Raw genomic sequence first — 17,187 nt, 5'->3', positions numbered from 1 at the left:
AAATTCAGCTTATTTCCAACCATTTCTACCAGGCCTGGTAGATTTTGATAGAATTTAGTAAATTTCATTAAGATCACGACTATGCTTGCAGAACTTTCTTTAGATAACTTAAAAGGCGTGGGTGCTAAACAGCTTGAGAAACTCAGCAAACTCGGTTTATTTGTTGTGCAAGATTTACTGTTTCACTTACCCATAAGATACCAAGACAAAACCAAAATTACCGCTATTGAAAAAGCACTTGTTGGAACCGAAATTTTAGTTGAAGGCGAAATATTTTCTCAAGCATTAACTCGTGGTAGAAGAAACAGCCTTCTCGTTAAGATTCAATCTGAAAACGGGGCTTTTTTAACCTTACGATTTTTTCATTTTCATTACCGCCAAGCACAGCAATTTACCCGCGGTAAGCATTTACAGGTTTTTGGCGAAGTTCGCTCTGGCCCTAATGGGTTGGAGATGGTTCATCCAAGTTATCAGTTTATTAACCTTGGCGACTCTCCAAAGCTAGAAACCACGCTCACCCCGACCTACCCTACAACAGAAGGATTAGGCCAAGTTTCATTATTAAAACTAATGAATCAAGCGATTGATTTACTCAAACAAAACCCGCTTAAAGAACTCTTACCCATACAGTTACTTAATGAATTAAATCTACCTGATCTAAATCATGCTTTGCTCACCTTACATCAACCCCAACCTACTGATGACTTAAGCAAAATCAAACAATTTACTCATCCTGCACAACAACGTTTGATTGTAGAGGAGTTAATTAGCCAACAAGCTGGACTACAACTATTACGTCAAACGGAACAAAAACGGTTCGCCCCCGCATTACCGCCAAGCCAAAACAGCAATGCCTTATTGGCTAGTCTACCGTTTATGCTGACTAACGCCCAACAGCGGGTTTTACAAGAGATACAACACGATTTAGCTCAACCTCATCCAATGCAAAGACTGGTACAAGGCGATGTGGGTTCAGGTAAAACCGTTATTGCCGCCTTAGCGGCCATTCAAGCGGCAGATGCAGGTTATCAAGTGGCAATAATGGCGCCAACAGAAATATTAGCCGAGCAACACCTTAATGCTTTTTTAGAGTGGTTAGAACCGCTTAATATTCCAGTTGCTTGGCTCAATGGTCGTATGAAAACAGCAGAAAGACGTTATCAACTGGCACAAATCGCTTCAGGAGAAGCCAACGTCATTGTAGGGACGCATGCGCTTTTTCAAGATGCCGTTGAATTTAAAAAACTGGGTTTAGTAATTATAGATGAACAACACCGTTTTGGCGTGCATCAGCGTTTAGCTCTACATGAAAAAAACAGTGACAAAAACATTCACACTCATCAGTTAATTATGACTGCTACGCCTATCCCAAGAACCTTAGCTATGACCGCTTACGGCGATCTAGATTTATCTGTTATAGATGAACTGCCACCAGGGCGTAAACCGATTGATACCGCAGTATTAAATAATGAAAAACGCCACCAAGTGATGGAACACCTTTACGCCAAATGCAAAGATGGGGTGCAAGCTTACTGGGTTTGTCCGTTAATTGAAGAGTCTGAACTATTGCATGCTCAAGCCGCAGAAGTCACTGCCACGCAATTTTCCGATTATTGGCCAGATTTAAAAGTTGGCTTGGTTCATGGACGTTTAAAAGGCGAACAAAAAGCCTTAGTCATGAACGCGTTTAAAGAACATCAACTTGATTTATTAGTAGCCACAACCGTGATTGAAGTGGGCGTTAACGTGCCTAATGCCAGTTTAATGATTATTGAAAATGCTGAACGTTTAGGCTTGGCTCAACTTCATCAGCTTAGAGGCCGTGTAGGACGTGGAGACTTGCAAAGCCACTGTGTTTTACTTTATCAAGCGCCACTATCCGAAACAGGTAAAGCCCGCTTAAATATTATGCGAGACACCACGGATGGCTTTAGAATTGCCGAAGAAGATTTAAAAATTAGGGGGCCTGGTGAAATACTCGGTACCAAACAAACTGGTGGCTTACAATTCCGTATTGCAGACCTTAAACGAGACAGCCAATGGATTCCTACCGCTCAACATTGGGCAAGTCTATTAGTCTCTGACAATCCAAAAATTGTAGATGCATTACAAAGCCGCTGGGTTGGCCATAAAATAGATTACCAACACGCTTAACTTCTCTTTTACGAAATTTTTTCACCTTTTTAATTCGCACCACACTCAGTGCAAAGGTCTCTATTAAAATTACTATTTCAGCAAGTTCATTTTATCGCTTTAGTGGTACGCATTAACTCAAAGCGACATAAACTCTTAATTAAAAAATATAAACTTGTCATTATTTCGTTTTAAATTGTCCAATTAATTTGCTTAGCTGATCAGATAAATCGCCAACATGAGTACAGGACTGAAAGGTTTGTTGTGCTCCATGTGAAACATTAATGGCTACATTACTGATTTGTTTAACATTACTACCCACTAATTCTGCTTGTTTTTTCTGATTGTCTGAGGCATAAAAAATTTGTGAGTTCATTTTATGTATATTGCTTACTGCCGTTTCTATCATTTTTAATGATGAACCCGCTTCATGAACTTGCTTAACACTTAAGGTTGCTTTATTACTACCCAAAGTCATTACACCAACGGCTTCTCTTGCCGCTTCTTGTAGCTGAGTGATGGTCGATTCTATTTTGATTGTGGATTCTTGTGTTTTGCTGGCTAAAATTCGTACCTCGTCGGCCACAACGGCAAAACCACGACCATGTTCACCCGCTCGCGCTGCTTCAATTGCCGCATTTAAGGCAAGAAGATTCGTTTGCTCAGCGATATCTTTAATGACATCTAAAATACTTCCAATAGTATCGCTATCGTGCTCTAAACGTTTAATTACTTCAGCCGCTTCTTGAACTTGCTGAGCCAGAGCTCCAATTGAAATAACCGTTTCATTCACCACCAAGTTGCCTTTTTCTGTTGCGCTATTGGCTTCATCAACAGAGTTTAAAGCACCTTGTGCTTGGCTAGACATCTCTTCAACAGCGCGGTTCATAATCTCAACGGCTTTTGCAACATTATCAGTATCTGTTTTTTGCTGATCTACTCCCGACTGGGTAGATTGCGTAACAGTAACCATGTCATCAGATGCCAGCGAGAGTTGTTGCGATACATGAGCGATACGTTCAATCATATTGCGTAAATTTTGTGACATTAAATTAAAGCTATTTGCCATGTCACCAATAAAGTCGTTGCTTTCCAAAGAACATTTGTGTGATACATCATTATTACTGATTGCATTAGCCACCTCTCCAATACGTTGTAGGCGTCTTAATAGCATTTTATTTAATAACCAGAAATTGATTAAACCGATACTGATACCGGCAATAATGCACGACAGAATAAACCACATCAACATGCCTTCTTTCCACTCTACAAAGAGGTTGGCAAAAATGGGAAATATCACCCCCATTAAAAAGCCAAATGTCATAAAGGCTAAAAACATACTTCTTAAAATACTGGGCTTACTAAAATCAAATGAAATCATTACGTTGTACCTTAAACAAAACTATATTGTTTAATGCAAAGCAATATAGAGTCCAATTTTTATCTATAAGTTTGAATTCATGCATAATCTATTAAGAAAATACTTATATCCCTAAAAGAAAATACGCTAATTTGGTTTGCTGGCAAGCGTAAGAGTGGTTTACAATCTTCACATCTGACTTTAAGCCCCTTTTTAAAACACTAGGAATCTGATATGCCTTTAGATAGAGTCTCTAAAATTAAAACCTTAATGCAAGAGAACAAAAGTGCTACGCGTTCCGTTTTACCTCAATTTTGGAAACCCGCCAAACTCATTAGTCGCATTACAACCTCCAAGCCCATGCAAAAATGGTTAATGACTCCAACCTCTTTAACGTCAAAATTAAGAGAAGTATGCCCAAGTTTACATGTCGTCATTATTTCTGAAAAATTAGAAGAACCATTATTAAGTGAAGCTAATGCACTTGGTATGCAAAGAAATGAAGCGGCCTGGGTTAGATGTATATTTTTAAAATGTAATGAGCAGAACTGGGTGTATGCTCGCACAATTATTCCTAATTTATCACCCGATAATCCGTGGTTTGATTTACAAAATTTAGGCACAAAACCTTTGGGGGAAGTCTTATTTGAGTTGCCAAGCATTCAACGCTCTGACTTTGAATTTGCTCGTAACACTTTAGATTTTTGGCCGTATTTGATGGAAAATATAAACATGTCAAATCTAGCTAAACAACCTGGATTTGCACGCAGGTCTATTTTTAAACAACAAAATGCACCTTTATTAGTGACTGAAGTGTTTTTACCAGGCCTGGTAAATCCTTAAAAGAGTCATTTATTATGAACGTTGAATAAATCAATTAAATGTATTTTTACCAGGCCTGGTAAATCTTTTAAATATAAAAAAGGCTCAATATTATGAGCCTTTTATTAGTAACAGCCGTTTTCAAACTTTAATTTAAGTCTTCAGTTTAAAAATCACCTTCAACTGTTGGAAAACCAAGCGCTTCCCAATCTAACATTCCACCACGATAGTAGTAAAAATTACCCGCTGGAAACCCTTCTCGAACCGATGCTTGAATGGCAATTGGACTTTGTGGGCAAACCGGGCCATTACAAAATGCCACGATTTTTTTAGCCTTTGTACAATCCCACTTACCGTTAGTGGTTTTAGAGCAACCCATCTCATCTAACCGCATAGAAACTTCGGTATAAGGAATGTTCTTGGCACCAGGAATCGTACCTTCTACAAAATTATCTTGTACACGCATATCCAACAAAATAAAATCAGGATCATTCATGCTTTTCAGCAATTCTATTTCCGTAATCGGGTGTACGCCTTTAACTGGAATAAGAGGCTGTAACCAACCTGAATTTTTGGCGCATTTAGTCATTTGACGAGTAATCACCATATCTTTACCATTTACTTTAACAGTAAAAGAAGTATCACCACGGTCTTCACTCATAATTCGCAGGTTTTCTTGCCCTGCTGCAGAAACATTTACCCCTACAACGGCTAACGTTAATGCCATGATTTTTATTGTTTTCAAGAGCGTCATACTAATATCCTCATTGCTATATGTTTTTATAGGTTCTCTTTTGCAACCCTATTTTTATTATAAGGATATCGCCGTATAGCGCCCAATTAATCCTTTTTAACAAGCCCTTCAAAAACTATGATTTATAAAAACGCATTTCAAGCATCATACGTAAACTGTAAATGGGTTCATTAAAGTGATCACTTTCATACCATGTAACCCTTGGCTCTATTTCACCAAATAGCCAGTTTTTATACAGCTGTTGTCTAACATTTACCCCCACTCCAACATTTTCAAACGTAACACCTTCGTTAATCGCGCTCCAGTTCGTATCTAAATAATAAGCCCTAACGGTGTAAGGAGATACCGTTTGGAATAAAACCCCTTTTTGATTCAATAATACTTGCCGGTCTTTACGCCACCAAGATGCGGTAGTTTGGCTACGTGTTACCCATTCTTTACTCGTTTGATAGTCGAAAACATGCTGCCCTTCCCAAGCAAATCCCTTCTCTCTTTCTAAATACAGCGTTTGCGTGCCGCGATTAGTGAATGCTTTATCCGCTTTTTTTATATAACGTACTTTGTATTTAGCGTACGGATTAGGTTCAATATAGTTAATAAACTTTAAACCGATATCGATTTGGCTAAACATATTCTTAGAATCGCCCAATAAAAACCGTCCCGCTAAAGAGTTTTCGGAATCATTGGGATTAGTGGCATTACTGCTTGAACGTGGCGTACTGCTAATGCTGTTTAAACTATTGGTTTGATTCAATTCTTCTTCATCAAAAGAAGAAACTAAAATTTTCCATCTATGATTCGTTTTTGGTAAATCGATTTGCGCTCTATAATTCACACCTCCGGAATTAGAACCTTTGCTGTAAATAGTAAACGGCGTGTACACAATAATTTGATTACCCTTATACACAGCATCCAAATCTTTACTGCCAAAAAAACGGTCTATTCCCTCACCAAACGATTGTACATAGTTGCCAACATAAGACTGGGTTTTTGATAAATTGCTGAGGTAATATTGAAGTTGTGAGCTGGGTATTTTTTCTAGTAATGGTTTGTCATCTTCTATTTTGCTAGGTTTATCTTCAATAACGCTGTCTGATTCATTTTGATTAGACCTTGTTTGAGATGTTTGCTCATCTGCTAAACTGACCGTAGAGATTAACGCACTTAAGCAAAATAAACCTTTTATAATAGGTCGCTTAACTCTATGCAATATACTGTCTTTTAATAACATGAAACGAACCTAATTTATGAGCGATAAAATCAATCAAATCCAAGCAACTTATTTTCCTGCTGAAGACAGAATACTCTTAAAAATAAAAACACTCAATGAACAGGTTTATCTTGCATGGATAACCCGTCGTTTTATGAATATCCTTATTCCCGTTTTACATGGTCAACACCCTACAACGGGTAAAACCCTGTTTGATGATAAAGCGAGTCAAGTACAGCAAATGGAAACTGAAAAAACACAACTTATTGGTGATTTTCAAAGCGAATACCAAACCCCTGAAGATCCAAAGTATCCATTGGGCGAAACCCCAATATTATTGGCTAAAATTGCCTTTAAAGAGATGTATACAGGTAATGCTCAGTTAGCGCTTGAACCAGAAAAAGGTCAAGGCATTATTTTGCCCTATCATGCAGATCTACTTGGCCCACTCATCAAGATATTTTCTCAAGCACTTGATGCTGCAGACTGGACGCTAGATATAGATCCCATTTTAGAAGTCCCTAAAGAAACCCGTTTGCAGTAAATTTAACTGTTTTTGAAATTCATGATTCTTTTCGCTTTTACTAGGCCTGGTAAAAGTAAATTTTACGCTAGTTTTAATGAGAATAAGCGAGATCTAAAACAATACCCAGTAATACAATCACCCCAATCCAATGATTTTGAATAAACACGGTAAAAGCAATTTTATCGTCATGTTGGGCAAGACGTTTTAAATCATAGATAAACCATGCTGCGACAATGACCAGGCCTGTAAAATAGATTGCGCTTAAACTAAATAAAAAACCTACCCATACCAATAATAACAACATGATTAACTGAAAAAATGCGGTGATCGGTACCAGTTTGTCTGCAAATAAAATAGCGGTGGATTTTACGCCAATTTTTAAATCGTCTTTTTTATCGCCAACGGCATAGGCGGTGTCATAAATGAGTGACCAAATCATGGTGGCCGCAAAGATTGGCCAAACTTGCCAGGGTACGTCATTTTGAACAGCCGCAAATGCCATAGGAATGGCCCAGGCAAACGCCGCGCCTAAAAAGGCTTGTGGCCAATAGGTGTGGCGTTTCATAAAGGGATAAAGTGCGGCCAAAAAGACCGCGCCAAATGAGAGGTAAACGGTAAGACTATTAAGCGTTAACACTAAACCAAATGCGATTAAACAAAGCACGCCAAAAAACACTAATGCCGCTTTGGCAGAAATTTCGCCCGATGCAAGCGGTCTATTACAGGTACGTTCCACGTGGCCATCAAAATTGCGGTCGGCAAAGTCATTAATTACACATCCGGCGGAACGCATCAATATTGCGCCAAATACAAACACAAATAACAAATAAAAGGATGGCATTCCATCAGAAGCCAACCATAGCGCCCATAAAGCTGGCCACAACACCAAATAAGTGCCCACAGGACGATTTAATCGAGTTAGAGCAATGTACGAACGTATTTTATTCATAGGGTGCTTGAGAGGTCTTTATATTAATTTAATCTAGGTTTTGTATCATTATCATAATCTCATCGTAAATTACGGGTGAGATTTCTAGATTAGCTTGTACTTGGCCTTGTCTATCTGAATAATTTAATAACACTTTGTTATTCTCTTTTTGCCAAGCAATCACATAACCGTAAGCAAGCAATTCTGTTTGCCCAACATCTTGATGTGTAATTTGCCAGGCCTGGTTTGCCATCTCTTTTTTAAATGGCTCGCAGAGTTTACCTTCGATTTGAAAATGTTTCATGGCTTATCCTAAAAGCTTAGATGGCTATTATTTATTCTTTTTAACAGGTTTCTGCCAAGTTGAAATGGTTAACTGTTTTGATCGTGAAAGTGTTAATTGTGCTTCTGGTGCATCTTTGGTAATGGTAGAGCCGGCACCAATTGTGGCATCATCACCAATTTGTACGGGCGCAACCAACTGGCTATCGGAACCCACAAATACACGGTCACCAATAATGGTTTTATGTTTATTTACACCGTCGTAATTACAGGTAATGGTACCAGCACCAATATTAACCCCTTTGCCCATATCCGTATCGCCAATATAGCTTAAATGATTGACCTTAGAACCTTCACCAATAATGGCTTTTTTGGTTTCGACAAAGTTACCAATTTTAGCTTCATTACCTAATTCTGTACCTGGGCGTAAACGGGCATAAGGGCCAATAATACAATCTTTGCCAACTATGCAGTCTTCAAGATGGCTAAATGGGTGAATAACGGTGCCATCTGCTATTGTGACGTTTTTTAAGATGCAATTAGCGCCAATTGTCACGTTTTCACCTAAAGTGACCAGGCCTTCTAAAATGCAATTTACGTCAATTTCAATATCCACTTGCGCAATAACTTCACCACGAATATCAATACGATTTGCATCAATTAAGGTTACACCTGCTTGCATCAATTGAATGGCTTGTTGTTTTTGATAACGACGTTCTAAATCTTGTAACTGAACCTTATCGTTCACGCCTAAAACTTCAATCTCAGAAGTGGGTTGTGTGGTTTGTACTGTAAAGCCATCATTAACCGCCATAGCAATAATATCGGTTAGATAGTATTCACCCTGAGCATTATCACTGCTTAATTGCGATAACCAATCATTAAGTTGCTGGCCTTTAACAGCCATAATACCGGTATTGACTTCATCAATTAACAGTTGCTCTACTGAGGCATCTTTTTGCTCAACAATCGCCTGCACGACACTGTGTTGATTACGCACAATACGGCCATAGCCAGTTGGGTTATTCAAGTTAATGGTTAGTAATGCAAGAGGGTTTTCAGATGAAACTAAAGACAATAAATCTTGCAAAGTTTGCAGTGAAGTAAGCGGTACATCACCGTATAAAATTAATACCGTATCGTCAGTATCAATCAAATGTGTAGCCATTTGCACAGCATGCCCTGTACCCAATTGTTGTTCTTGCATAACAAAGCTAAGGTTATCACCATTAACACGCTGTTCAACCAACTCAGCACCATGACCAATGACCGTAATAACCGAATCTGAATGCAAAGATTCTGCAGTATCGATTACATGTTGTAAAAGTGACTTTTGAGCTAATGGTTGAAGTACCTTAGGCAACTTAGAACGCATACGAGTACCTTTACCCGCAGCAAGAATAACAACTTTTAAAGCCATAGCTTTATATTCCTTAGAAACAAAAATATTTATATAAAAAAGCATTTTCTTACATAAATATTCTTTAAGCAAAATAGATGTATTTGTTAGATTAGTTGTAGTTGATTGTGGAGCAAGGTCAAGGAAACGTAAGTGAGTGTAGTGAACTACACGACACGTCGTTGACGAAGAGATTGCCCGCAAGCGACACAAATAATCAACAAAGAAAAAAAAAGCGGCTTGTAAGCCGCTTTTTCATTAGGGTAAGAATTAAGCCAACCCAGTTTTATGCAAACGATCACGAAGTTTCGAGATTGCTTGTATTTGAGCAACGGCTTCTGCTAACTCTACTTGAGCACGAGCAATGTCGGTCTCAGATTTAGCATTGGTCATTGCATCTTCAGCACGCTGTTTAGCTGCATTCGCTTCAGCTTCATCTAAATCAGCAGCACGAATAGCAGTATCCGCAAGAACGGTTACCACACTTGGCTGGATTTCGATAATGCCACCGCTGATGTAGAAGTGATCTTCTTCATCGCCGCTTACAACACGGACTGTTCCAGGCTTCAAAGAGCTTAGAAACTGGGTATGGTGAGGCATAACACCTACCTCACCATCGGCAGCCTGTGCATAAAGCATCTCAGCTTTACCTGAGAAAATTTCACCTTCTGCACTTACAATATCTACTTGCATTGAGACTGCCATAATTAATTACCCTTGGTATTTTTTCGCTTTTTCTAGAACTTCGTCAATGTCACCAGCGTACATAAATGCTTGCTCTGCAACATCGTCCATTTCACCACTTGCGATCATTTTGAAACCACGAATAGTTTCTTTTAATGGAACATAACGTCCATCTTCACCAGTGAATACTTTAGCTACGAAATATGGTTGAGAGAAGAAACGTTGCATTTTACGTGCACGTGCTACTAATGAGCGATCTTCTTCTGAAAGTTCATCCATACCTAAAATGGCAATAATATCTTTCAACTCTTTATAACGTTGTAGCGTTTGCTGAACGTTACGAGCTACATCATAGTGCTCTTGACCAACAACTAATGGATCAAGTTGACGTGAAGTTGAATCTAGTGGATCGATTGCAGGATAAATACCTGTTTCAGCGATACTACGATTCAATACAACAGTCGCGTCTAAGTGAGCAAATGTAGTAGCAGGAGCAGGGTCAGTCAAGTCATCCGCAGGTACGTATACCGCTTGGATAGATGTGATAGAACCTGTTTTAGTTGAAGTAATACGCTCTTGTACCTGACCCATCTCTTGTGCAAGAGTTGGCTGGTAACCTACCGCAGATGGCAAACGACCTAACAATGCAGATACTTCCGTACCAGCAAGTGTATAACGGTAGATGTTATCTACGAAGAACAGGATATCACGACCTTCGTCACGGAAGAACTCAGCCATTGTTAAACCTGTAAGGGCAACACGTAGACGGTTACCTGGAGGCTCATTCATCTGACCATAAACAAGAGCAACTTTATCAAGTACTCCTGACTCTTCCATTTCATAATAGAAATCGTTACCTTCACGAGTACGCTCACCTACACCAGCAAATACTGAGTAACCTGAGTGTTCGATCGCGATGTTACGAATAAGTTCCATCATGTTTACAGTTTTACCAACACCGGCACCACCAAATAAACCTACTTTACCACCCTTAGCGAATGGGCAAATAAGGTCGATAACTTTAACACCTGTCTCAAGAAGTTCTTGAGAAGCTGCTAATTCATCAAATGCTGGAGCTTCACGGTGAATAACATTCTTTTGTTCTGCTTCAACTGGTCCTGCATTATCAATTGCATCACCTAGAACATTGAAGATACGACCTAGCGTTGCTTTACCTACTGGTACAGAAATAGCTTCGCCAGTATTTGTAACAGCCATGCCACGCTTTAAACCATCAGATGAACCCATCGCGATAGCGCGAACAGTATCATCACCGATTTGTTGTTGAACTTCTAGAGTTAGGTCTAGCTCTTCAACTTTTAACGCGTCATAGATCTTTGGTAAATCAGCACCTTTAAACTCGACGTCGATTACCGCGCCGATGATTTGTACTATTTTTCCGTTCATAATCTTTAACCTTTTATTGAAACTATCAAACTTATACGGCTGCAGTACCAGCAACAATTTCTGAAATTTCAGCAGTGATCGCTGCTTGACGTGCCTTGTTGTAAGACAGTTTCAAGTCATTGATCATATCGCCTGCATTATCAGTAGCAGATTTCATTGCAACCATTCGAGCACCTTGCTCACAAGCTGAATTTTCTACTACTGAACCAAATACAGTTGCTTCAACATAACGACGCATTAATGTATCTAATGCCGTTTTGGCATCAGGTTCATATAAATAATCCCAATGTCCAGCGTCTGTTTTTTGTTCAGCCTCTAGAGGTACTAATTTACTAATAGTTGGATCTTGTGTCATTGTGTTCACAAAAGCATTTGCAGCTAAATAAACTTCATCAACTTCACCCTCATCAAATTTGTCTAAAACAACTTTAATGGTACCAACTAAGTCCTCAATATGAGGTGCGTCGCCTAAGTCAGAAACAGTTGCAACAACATTACCACCGTAACTACGGAAGAATGTTTGTGCTTTGTTCCCAACTAATGCAAGCTCAACTTCAACACCTTGCTCTTTCCATTGCTTAAGCATAGGAAGAGACTTACGGAATAAGTTTGAGTTTAAACCACCACATAGACCTCGATCAGAAGAGATCATAATAATAGCAACACGTTTAACTTGATCACGTACTTGAGTATAAGGATGCTTATACTCAGGATGTGAACCAGCAACATGGCTAATGACTCTCTTCACTTTTTCGACGTATGGTTTCGTCGCTTCCATGCGAGCTTGCGCTTTACGCATTTTAGACGCCGCAACCATTTCCATGGCTTTAGTGATTTTTTTGGTATTTGTTACGGAGCCAATCTTGGCTCGTATTTCTTTACTACCGCCTGCCATGGCCTACCCCTTATCTTAGTAAACGCCGTTTGCTTTGAATGATTCGATGCAAGCTTTAACGCCAGAGATGATTTCATCATCCCATCCGCCTTTAGCATTGATCGCATCAGCAACCGAAGCGTGTTCAGAATTTAGGTATGCATGTAATGCTGCTTCAAATTCAAGTACTTTAGAGACTTCAACATCATCTAAGTAACCTTCGTTAGCGGCATATAATGACACGGCCATTTCTGCAATAGTAAGTGGGAAGAATTGCTTTTGCTTCATAAGTTCAGTTACACGTTTACCACGCTCTAACTGTGCTTTTGTCGCTGCATCTAAATCTGATGCAAACTGAGCAAATGCCGCTAGTTCACGGTATTGTGCTAAGTCTAAACGAATACCACCACCAAGTTTCTTGATTGCTTTAGTCTGAGCAGCACCACCAACACGTGATACAGAAAGACCAGCATTTACCGCAGGACGGATACCTTGAGAGAACAAGCCTGTTTCAAGGAAAATCTGACCATCAGTAATCGAGATAACGTTAGTAGGTACAAACGCAGATACGTCACCCGCTTGTGTTTCAATAATTGGTAATGCTGTTAATGAACCAGTTTTACCTTTTACTTCACCGTTAGTAAATTTTTCAACATAATCCGCAGATACACGAGCTGCACGCTCAAGTAAACGAGAATGTAGATAGAATACATCACCAGGGAATGCTTCACGTCCAGGAGGACGACGAAGTAATAATGATACTTGACGGTATGCTTGGGCTTGTTTTGTTAAATCATCATAGATGATTAACGCATCTTCACCACGGTCACGATAGTATTCACCCATCGCACAACCGGCATAAGCTGCCATGTATTGAAGCGCAGCAGGATCAGAAGCGTTAGCCGCAACAATCACTGTGTTCTCCATTGCACCGTATTCTTCTAATTTACGCGCTACGTTATTTACTGTAGATGCTTTTTGACCCATCGCAACGTATACACATTTCACGCCAGTATTCTTTTGTGAAATAATTGCATCGATAGCGATTGCAGTCTTACCAGTTTGACGGTCACCGATGATTAACTCACGTTGTCCACGTCCTACTGGAATCATAGAATCGATTGATTTAATACCAGTCATCATTGGCTGATCAACTGATTGACGGTCAATTACACCAGGAGCGATACGCTCGATAGGTGAAGTAACCTTAGTATCAATTGGACCTTTACCATCGATTGGACGACCTAATGCGTCTACAACACGACCGTTCATTTCTGGACCAACTGGTACTTCTAAGATGCGACCAGTACAGGTAACTTTGTCACCTTCAGAGATATGGGTATATTCTCCAAGTACAACAACACCTACAGAATCGCGCTCTAAGTTAAGCGCCATACCAAAAGTGTTCTCGTCGAATTGAACCATCTCACCATACATCACATCTGATACACCGTGAACAAGTACAATACCGTCAGCTATGCTAACAACAGTACCTTCACTGCCAGACTCAGCTGAACCGTCAAAACCTTTAATACGGTCTTTGATCAGGCTGCTGATTTCAGAGGCATTCAATTGCATGTTTGTTCCTCTCCATTATTGGGCGATTGCTGCGCCAAGTTTGTTTAGTTGTGATAACGCTGAACCATCAATAGCCCAGTCACCCACAATAATTTTAATTCCTGCTATTAGTGAGTCATCAACTTCATAGTTGATTTCTACTTCAGCATCAAACTTAGCATTTAAAGCAGCACTTAATTTTTTCTTCTGCTCGACAGTCGCTTTTCTTGCTGAAATCACCGTTGCACGAACACGTTTCTCTTCAACTGCTTTTAAAGCTTCAAAAGCTTCAGCAACTTCAGGTAACGTATTCAAACGTTTATGTTCAGCCATTGCAGCTAGAAGGTTTTTGCCTTCTTTAGTCAAGCTGTCTCCCATAACACCTTCATATACAGAGATAATACTTTCTTCTGTGTAAGATGGGTTATTCAACATTGCAGCCATAGCATCATCACTTGTGATAGTTGCTAAGTTTGCAAGTTGTTCGGACCAGCCCGCTAAGTTTTGCTCTTCTAAACTAAGAGCAAAAACTGCTTCAGCGTAAGGTCTTGCAATTGTCATTAATTCTGCCATAGAGTTATCCTTAGATCTGTTTTACTAAGGCTTCAAGCATGTCGTTATGCGCAGCAGCATCAACTTCTTTTGCTAGAATTTTCTCTGCACCAGAAATTGCAATTGATGCAACTTCTTTACGAAGATCTTCTCTCGCACGACTAACTTCTTGCTCTATTTCTGCTTGGGCGGAAGCTTTAATACGGTCAGCTTCTTCAGTGGCTTTTACTTTCGCATCTTCTACGATTTCAGAACCACGCTTTTCAGCTTGACTTAGTACGTTTTGAGCTTGAGATTTAGCTTCTTTTAAGACTTCTTTAGCCTTCTGTTCAGCTAACTCAAGTTCATGCTTACCTTTCTCAGCGGCAGAAAGTCCGTCAGCAATTCTTTTCTGACGATCTTCCATTAGCTTAGAAAGCGGCCCCCACAGCACCTTGTTCACAAACCAAATTAAAGCAATAAATGCAATAATCTGGATGAGAAGCGTTGCGTTAATACTCACAGTGGTTACCTCGCCATTCGTTATTAATTAAATAAGTAGTACAGTTAAAGCATACTAAGGGTTATGCACCAATAGCAGCTTGCATTGCACCAACGAATGGGTTAGCAAATAAGAACCACATTGCGAATGCTAGGATGATGAATGGGAAAGATTCCATCAAACCAGCAAAAATGAACATATTAGTCATTAATGCTGGACGCATTTCTGGTTGACGAGCAATCCCTTCAAGAGTCTTAGAACAAATAAGACCCCAACCAATTGCCGAACCTAAACCAGCCGCAGCCAAAATTACACCTACACCAATTGCAGTTGCAGAATAGATATCAGCAATCATAGTAGCAGTTACTTCCATCGATTTTCTCCAAAGTTAAGTTAAAAATTAAAAGTTAATAAAAAGCTTTTTACTCAGTATTCTAGACACTTAGTAGGTGCGCTTAAACCCTTGGTGGCTCAGTGTACTTCTACACTGAGCCGCCTATTCTTATCATTGCTACTTAGAGACCTAGTGACCTTCGTCGTGAGCCATACCTAAGTAAACAATTGTTAGCACCATAAAGATGAAGGCTTGAAGAGTGATTACCAATAAGTGGAAAATCAACCAACCTAAATCTAATAGAACTTGTAACGGTGCCCAGAATAGGGCAGCGGCACCCACTGCTAATGTTCCACCAATCAAAGCGATCAGTAGGAATACCAATTCCCCTGCGAACATGTTACCGAACAAACGCAGAGCAAGAGATAGAGGTTTAGAAACTTCTTCAATTAACGTCATTACAACGTTTACTGGAATGAAGAACTTTCCGAATGGGTGAAATAGGAACATCTTAGCGAAGCCTACTACACCTTTAATTTTAATGTTGTAGTACAGAATCAGTGCAAACACAACTGCGGCCATACCCAATGTTGTATTCAAATCTGTTGTCGGTACTATCTTCAGATGAGCATGAGCATCACCTGTCACAATTTGAAATAAGTACGGAATTAGATCTACTGGAATTAAATCCATGAAGTTCATTAACCAAACCCAAATAAAGATTGTTAATGCTAACGGAGCAATAAGTGGATTATGCCCTGGGAATGCATCCCTGACATTTGTAGAAACGAAATCTAAAACAGATTCTACAAAGTTCTGAAAGCCACCTGGCGTACCAGACTCTAATTGCTTACCTAAACGTGCAGCCACAAATATAATCAATGCGCCTAATAAAAGACTTACAGCAATTGTGTCAAGGTTTAATGCCCAAAACGTCATTTGTCCTTTATCAATTGCTTCTTGTGCCTCAGCATTTAAAGCGAGTGTATTGTTAGTCAAGTGATGTTGAATATACTCGACAGTTCCCATCTTTTCAGCACTCAAGGGTCTACTCCTTAATCAGTCAAACGTCTTTTACCTTTCAAATCGAAAAGCTTTCCAAGCTGCATTAACACAAAGGTAATGACAACAGGAAAGGCTTCACTCTTATCAAGAAAAGACAGCCCCAAAACAAATAACACAGCTAATAGAACAAATCTAATCACTGCACTCATATATAAAACTAAAATCCCGTTTTTAGGGTCTTCTGTCGTACTTGCTTTTTGAAATGTGTACGTTAGCATCCATACATTAATCATTCCAATAAGCATTCCGTACGCTGCCCCAACGGGTTGGCCTAACAGACTGTAAATCATTACCATAACCAAGCCAATCATGGCTTGTATTTTTATGGCTTTATCAAGATTTTTCACTGTCTTGCTTCTCTTGATTTACAGGCTCTACATGGTTAAGCCTACTTGTTAATCTGTGTACTTTTTGCATACCACCAACAAAACCTAATACGGCGCACAACAACATAAATATTGGTGTTGTTTCAAATATTTGGTCTATGGCGTATCCAACCAAAAAACCTGCTATTAACATTGAGGTGAATATTGAACCTGCACTTAGCAGTAAATAATTCACGGCTGGTGATGGTTGCGCAGCTTTATTTTTTTTATCTTTATCTTGCTGCAATTCACTCACCTTATGGCAAACTCTGTTAATAATACGTTTTCATTGAACTAAGTTCAACCTAAATGGGCGCTCATGATAATGTTTTATCGGCTTAAAAGCTAGCCTATATAGCTGATATTTTAGTTTTTTTATACCATTATCAGTTCTGCTAACCATATAGTGTGATTTAATTTTAAATAAACACAACATAAGTAAGTAAATTAGGTA

The 17,187-nt window shown here is 39.3% G+C and carries 19 protein-coding genes; 3 read left to right on the top strand and 16 right to left on the bottom strand.

Translation table 11 applies throughout. The features are described from left to right. Window positions 1-81 precede the first annotated feature (81 nt). The gene (recG, locus tag ACYQ0E_RS00945) at window positions 82-2,154 is read left to right on the top strand and encodes an ATP-dependent DNA helicase RecG (protein ID WP_460186390.1); all 2,073 of its coding nucleotides are present in this window, start codon (window positions 82-84) and stop codon (window positions 2,152-2,154) included. 160 nt (window positions 2,155-2,314) lie between these two features. Here the strand turns inward: recG and ACYQ0E_RS00940 are convergent, their stop codons facing one another. Further along, entirely contained in the window at window positions 2,315-3,514 is a 1,200-nt protein-coding gene (locus ACYQ0E_RS00940) for a methyl-accepting chemotaxis protein (RefSeq protein ID WP_460186389.1), read from the bottom strand. A gap of 213 nt (window positions 3,515-3,727) precedes the next feature. On the opposite strand from ACYQ0E_RS00940, the gene ACYQ0E_RS00935 reads away from it, so the two are divergent. Next, entirely contained in the window at window positions 3,728-4,336 is a 609-nt protein-coding gene (locus ACYQ0E_RS00935) for a chorismate--pyruvate lyase family protein (protein ID WP_460186388.1), read from the top strand. 145 nt (window positions 4,337-4,481) lie between these two features. Here ACYQ0E_RS00935 and ACYQ0E_RS00930 read toward each other — a convergent pair whose 3' ends face one another. After that, window positions 4,482-5,069 (bottom strand): rhodanese-like domain-containing protein, encoded by a 588-nt coding sequence (locus ACYQ0E_RS00930; protein ID WP_460186387.1) that lies wholly within the window; start codon window positions 5,067-5,069, stop codon window positions 4,482-4,484. 115 nt (window positions 5,070-5,184) lie between these two features. After that, on the bottom strand, window positions 5,185-6,300 hold the full coding sequence (locus ACYQ0E_RS00925; protein WP_460186386.1) for a hypothetical protein: 1,116 nt from the start codon (window positions 6,298-6,300) through the stop codon (window positions 5,185-5,187). 16 nt (window positions 6,301-6,316) lie between these two features. Between ACYQ0E_RS00925 and ACYQ0E_RS00920 the strand changes: the two genes are divergently transcribed. Further along, window positions 6,317-6,823, top strand: a complete 507-nt coding sequence (locus ACYQ0E_RS00920) for a hypothetical protein (protein ID WP_460186385.1) — start codon at window positions 6,317-6,319, stop codon at window positions 6,821-6,823. Between the two features lie 73 nt (window positions 6,824-6,896). Here the strand turns inward: ACYQ0E_RS00920 and ubiA are convergent, their stop codons facing one another. The 13 genes from ubiA to ACYQ0E_RS00855 all read right to left on the bottom strand — a co-directional run bounded on the left by ubiA (window position 6,897) and on the right by ACYQ0E_RS00855 (window position 16,989). Next, a complete protein-coding gene (gene ubiA / locus ACYQ0E_RS00915; RefSeq protein WP_460186384.1) occupies window positions 6,897-7,754 on the bottom strand; it encodes a 4-hydroxybenzoate octaprenyltransferase in 858 nt (285 codons plus the stop codon). Window positions 7,755-7,782: 28 nt separating this feature from the next. Next, window positions 7,783-8,037 carry a hypothetical protein gene (locus ACYQ0E_RS00910; protein ID WP_460186383.1) on the bottom strand — a complete coding sequence of 85 codons (255 nt, stop codon included), beginning with the start codon at window positions 8,035-8,037 and terminating at the stop codon, window positions 7,783-7,785. A gap of 27 nt (window positions 8,038-8,064) precedes the next feature. Then, window positions 8,065-9,435 carry a bifunctional UDP-N-acetylglucosamine diphosphorylase/glucosamine-1-phosphate N-acetyltransferase GlmU gene (glmU, locus tag ACYQ0E_RS00905; protein WP_460186382.1) on the bottom strand — a complete coding sequence of 457 codons (1,371 nt, stop codon included), beginning with the start codon at window positions 9,433-9,435 and terminating at the stop codon, window positions 8,065-8,067. A 249-nt stretch (window positions 9,436-9,684) separates the two neighbouring features. Beyond that, a complete protein-coding gene (locus ACYQ0E_RS00900; protein WP_460186381.1) occupies window positions 9,685-10,119 on the bottom strand; it encodes a F0F1 ATP synthase subunit epsilon in 435 nt (144 codons plus the stop codon). A 6-nt stretch (window positions 10,120-10,125) separates the two neighbouring features. Continuing rightward, window positions 10,126-11,508: a F0F1 ATP synthase subunit beta gene (gene atpD / locus ACYQ0E_RS00895; protein ID WP_460188684.1), complete on the bottom strand. Its 1,383-nt coding sequence runs from the start codon at window positions 11,506-11,508 to the stop codon at window positions 10,126-10,128. A gap of 28 nt (window positions 11,509-11,536) precedes the next feature. After that, window positions 11,537-12,400, bottom strand: coding sequence for a F0F1 ATP synthase subunit gamma (gene atpG, locus ACYQ0E_RS00890; protein WP_460186380.1), 864 nt, complete (start codon window positions 12,398-12,400; stop codon window positions 11,537-11,539). Window positions 12,401-12,415: 15 nt separating this feature from the next. Then, window positions 12,416-13,957, bottom strand: coding sequence for a F0F1 ATP synthase subunit alpha (gene atpA / locus ACYQ0E_RS00885; protein WP_460186379.1), 1,542 nt, complete (start codon window positions 13,955-13,957; stop codon window positions 12,416-12,418). Window positions 13,958-13,972: 15 nt separating this feature from the next. Further along, window positions 13,973-14,509, bottom strand: a complete 537-nt coding sequence (locus ACYQ0E_RS00880) for a F0F1 ATP synthase subunit delta (RefSeq protein WP_460186378.1) — start codon at window positions 14,507-14,509, stop codon at window positions 13,973-13,975. Window positions 14,510-14,519: 10 nt separating this feature from the next. After that, entirely contained in the window at window positions 14,520-14,990 is a 471-nt protein-coding gene (locus ACYQ0E_RS00875; RefSeq protein ID WP_460186377.1) for a F0F1 ATP synthase subunit B, read from the bottom strand. A 61-nt stretch (window positions 14,991-15,051) separates the two neighbouring features. Next, window positions 15,052-15,342: a F0F1 ATP synthase subunit C gene (gene atpE, locus ACYQ0E_RS00870; RefSeq protein ID WP_040727240.1), complete on the bottom strand. Its 291-nt coding sequence runs from the start codon at window positions 15,340-15,342 to the stop codon at window positions 15,052-15,054. A gap of 150 nt (window positions 15,343-15,492) precedes the next feature. Beyond that, entirely contained in the window at window positions 15,493-16,347 is an 855-nt protein-coding gene (gene atpB / locus ACYQ0E_RS00865) for a F0F1 ATP synthase subunit A (protein WP_460186376.1), read from the bottom strand. Between the two features lie 11 nt (window positions 16,348-16,358). Further along, complete coding sequence (locus ACYQ0E_RS00860; protein WP_460186375.1) at window positions 16,359-16,715, bottom strand: ATP synthase subunit I; 357 nt, start codon at window positions 16,713-16,715, stop codon at window positions 16,359-16,361. Next, window positions 16,702-16,989 carry an AtpZ/AtpI family protein gene (locus tag ACYQ0E_RS00855; RefSeq protein ID WP_460186374.1) on the bottom strand — a complete coding sequence of 96 codons (288 nt, stop codon included), beginning with the start codon at window positions 16,987-16,989 and terminating at the stop codon, window positions 16,702-16,704. Before ACYQ0E_RS00855 ends, ACYQ0E_RS00860 begins: the two co-directional genes overlap by 14 nt. Between the last annotated feature and the right edge of the window lie 198 nt (window positions 16,990-17,187).

Source organism: Thiomicrorhabdus hydrogeniphila, from assembly GCF_054656895.1.
This window is presented reverse-complemented; position numbering and strand designations above follow the sequence as displayed.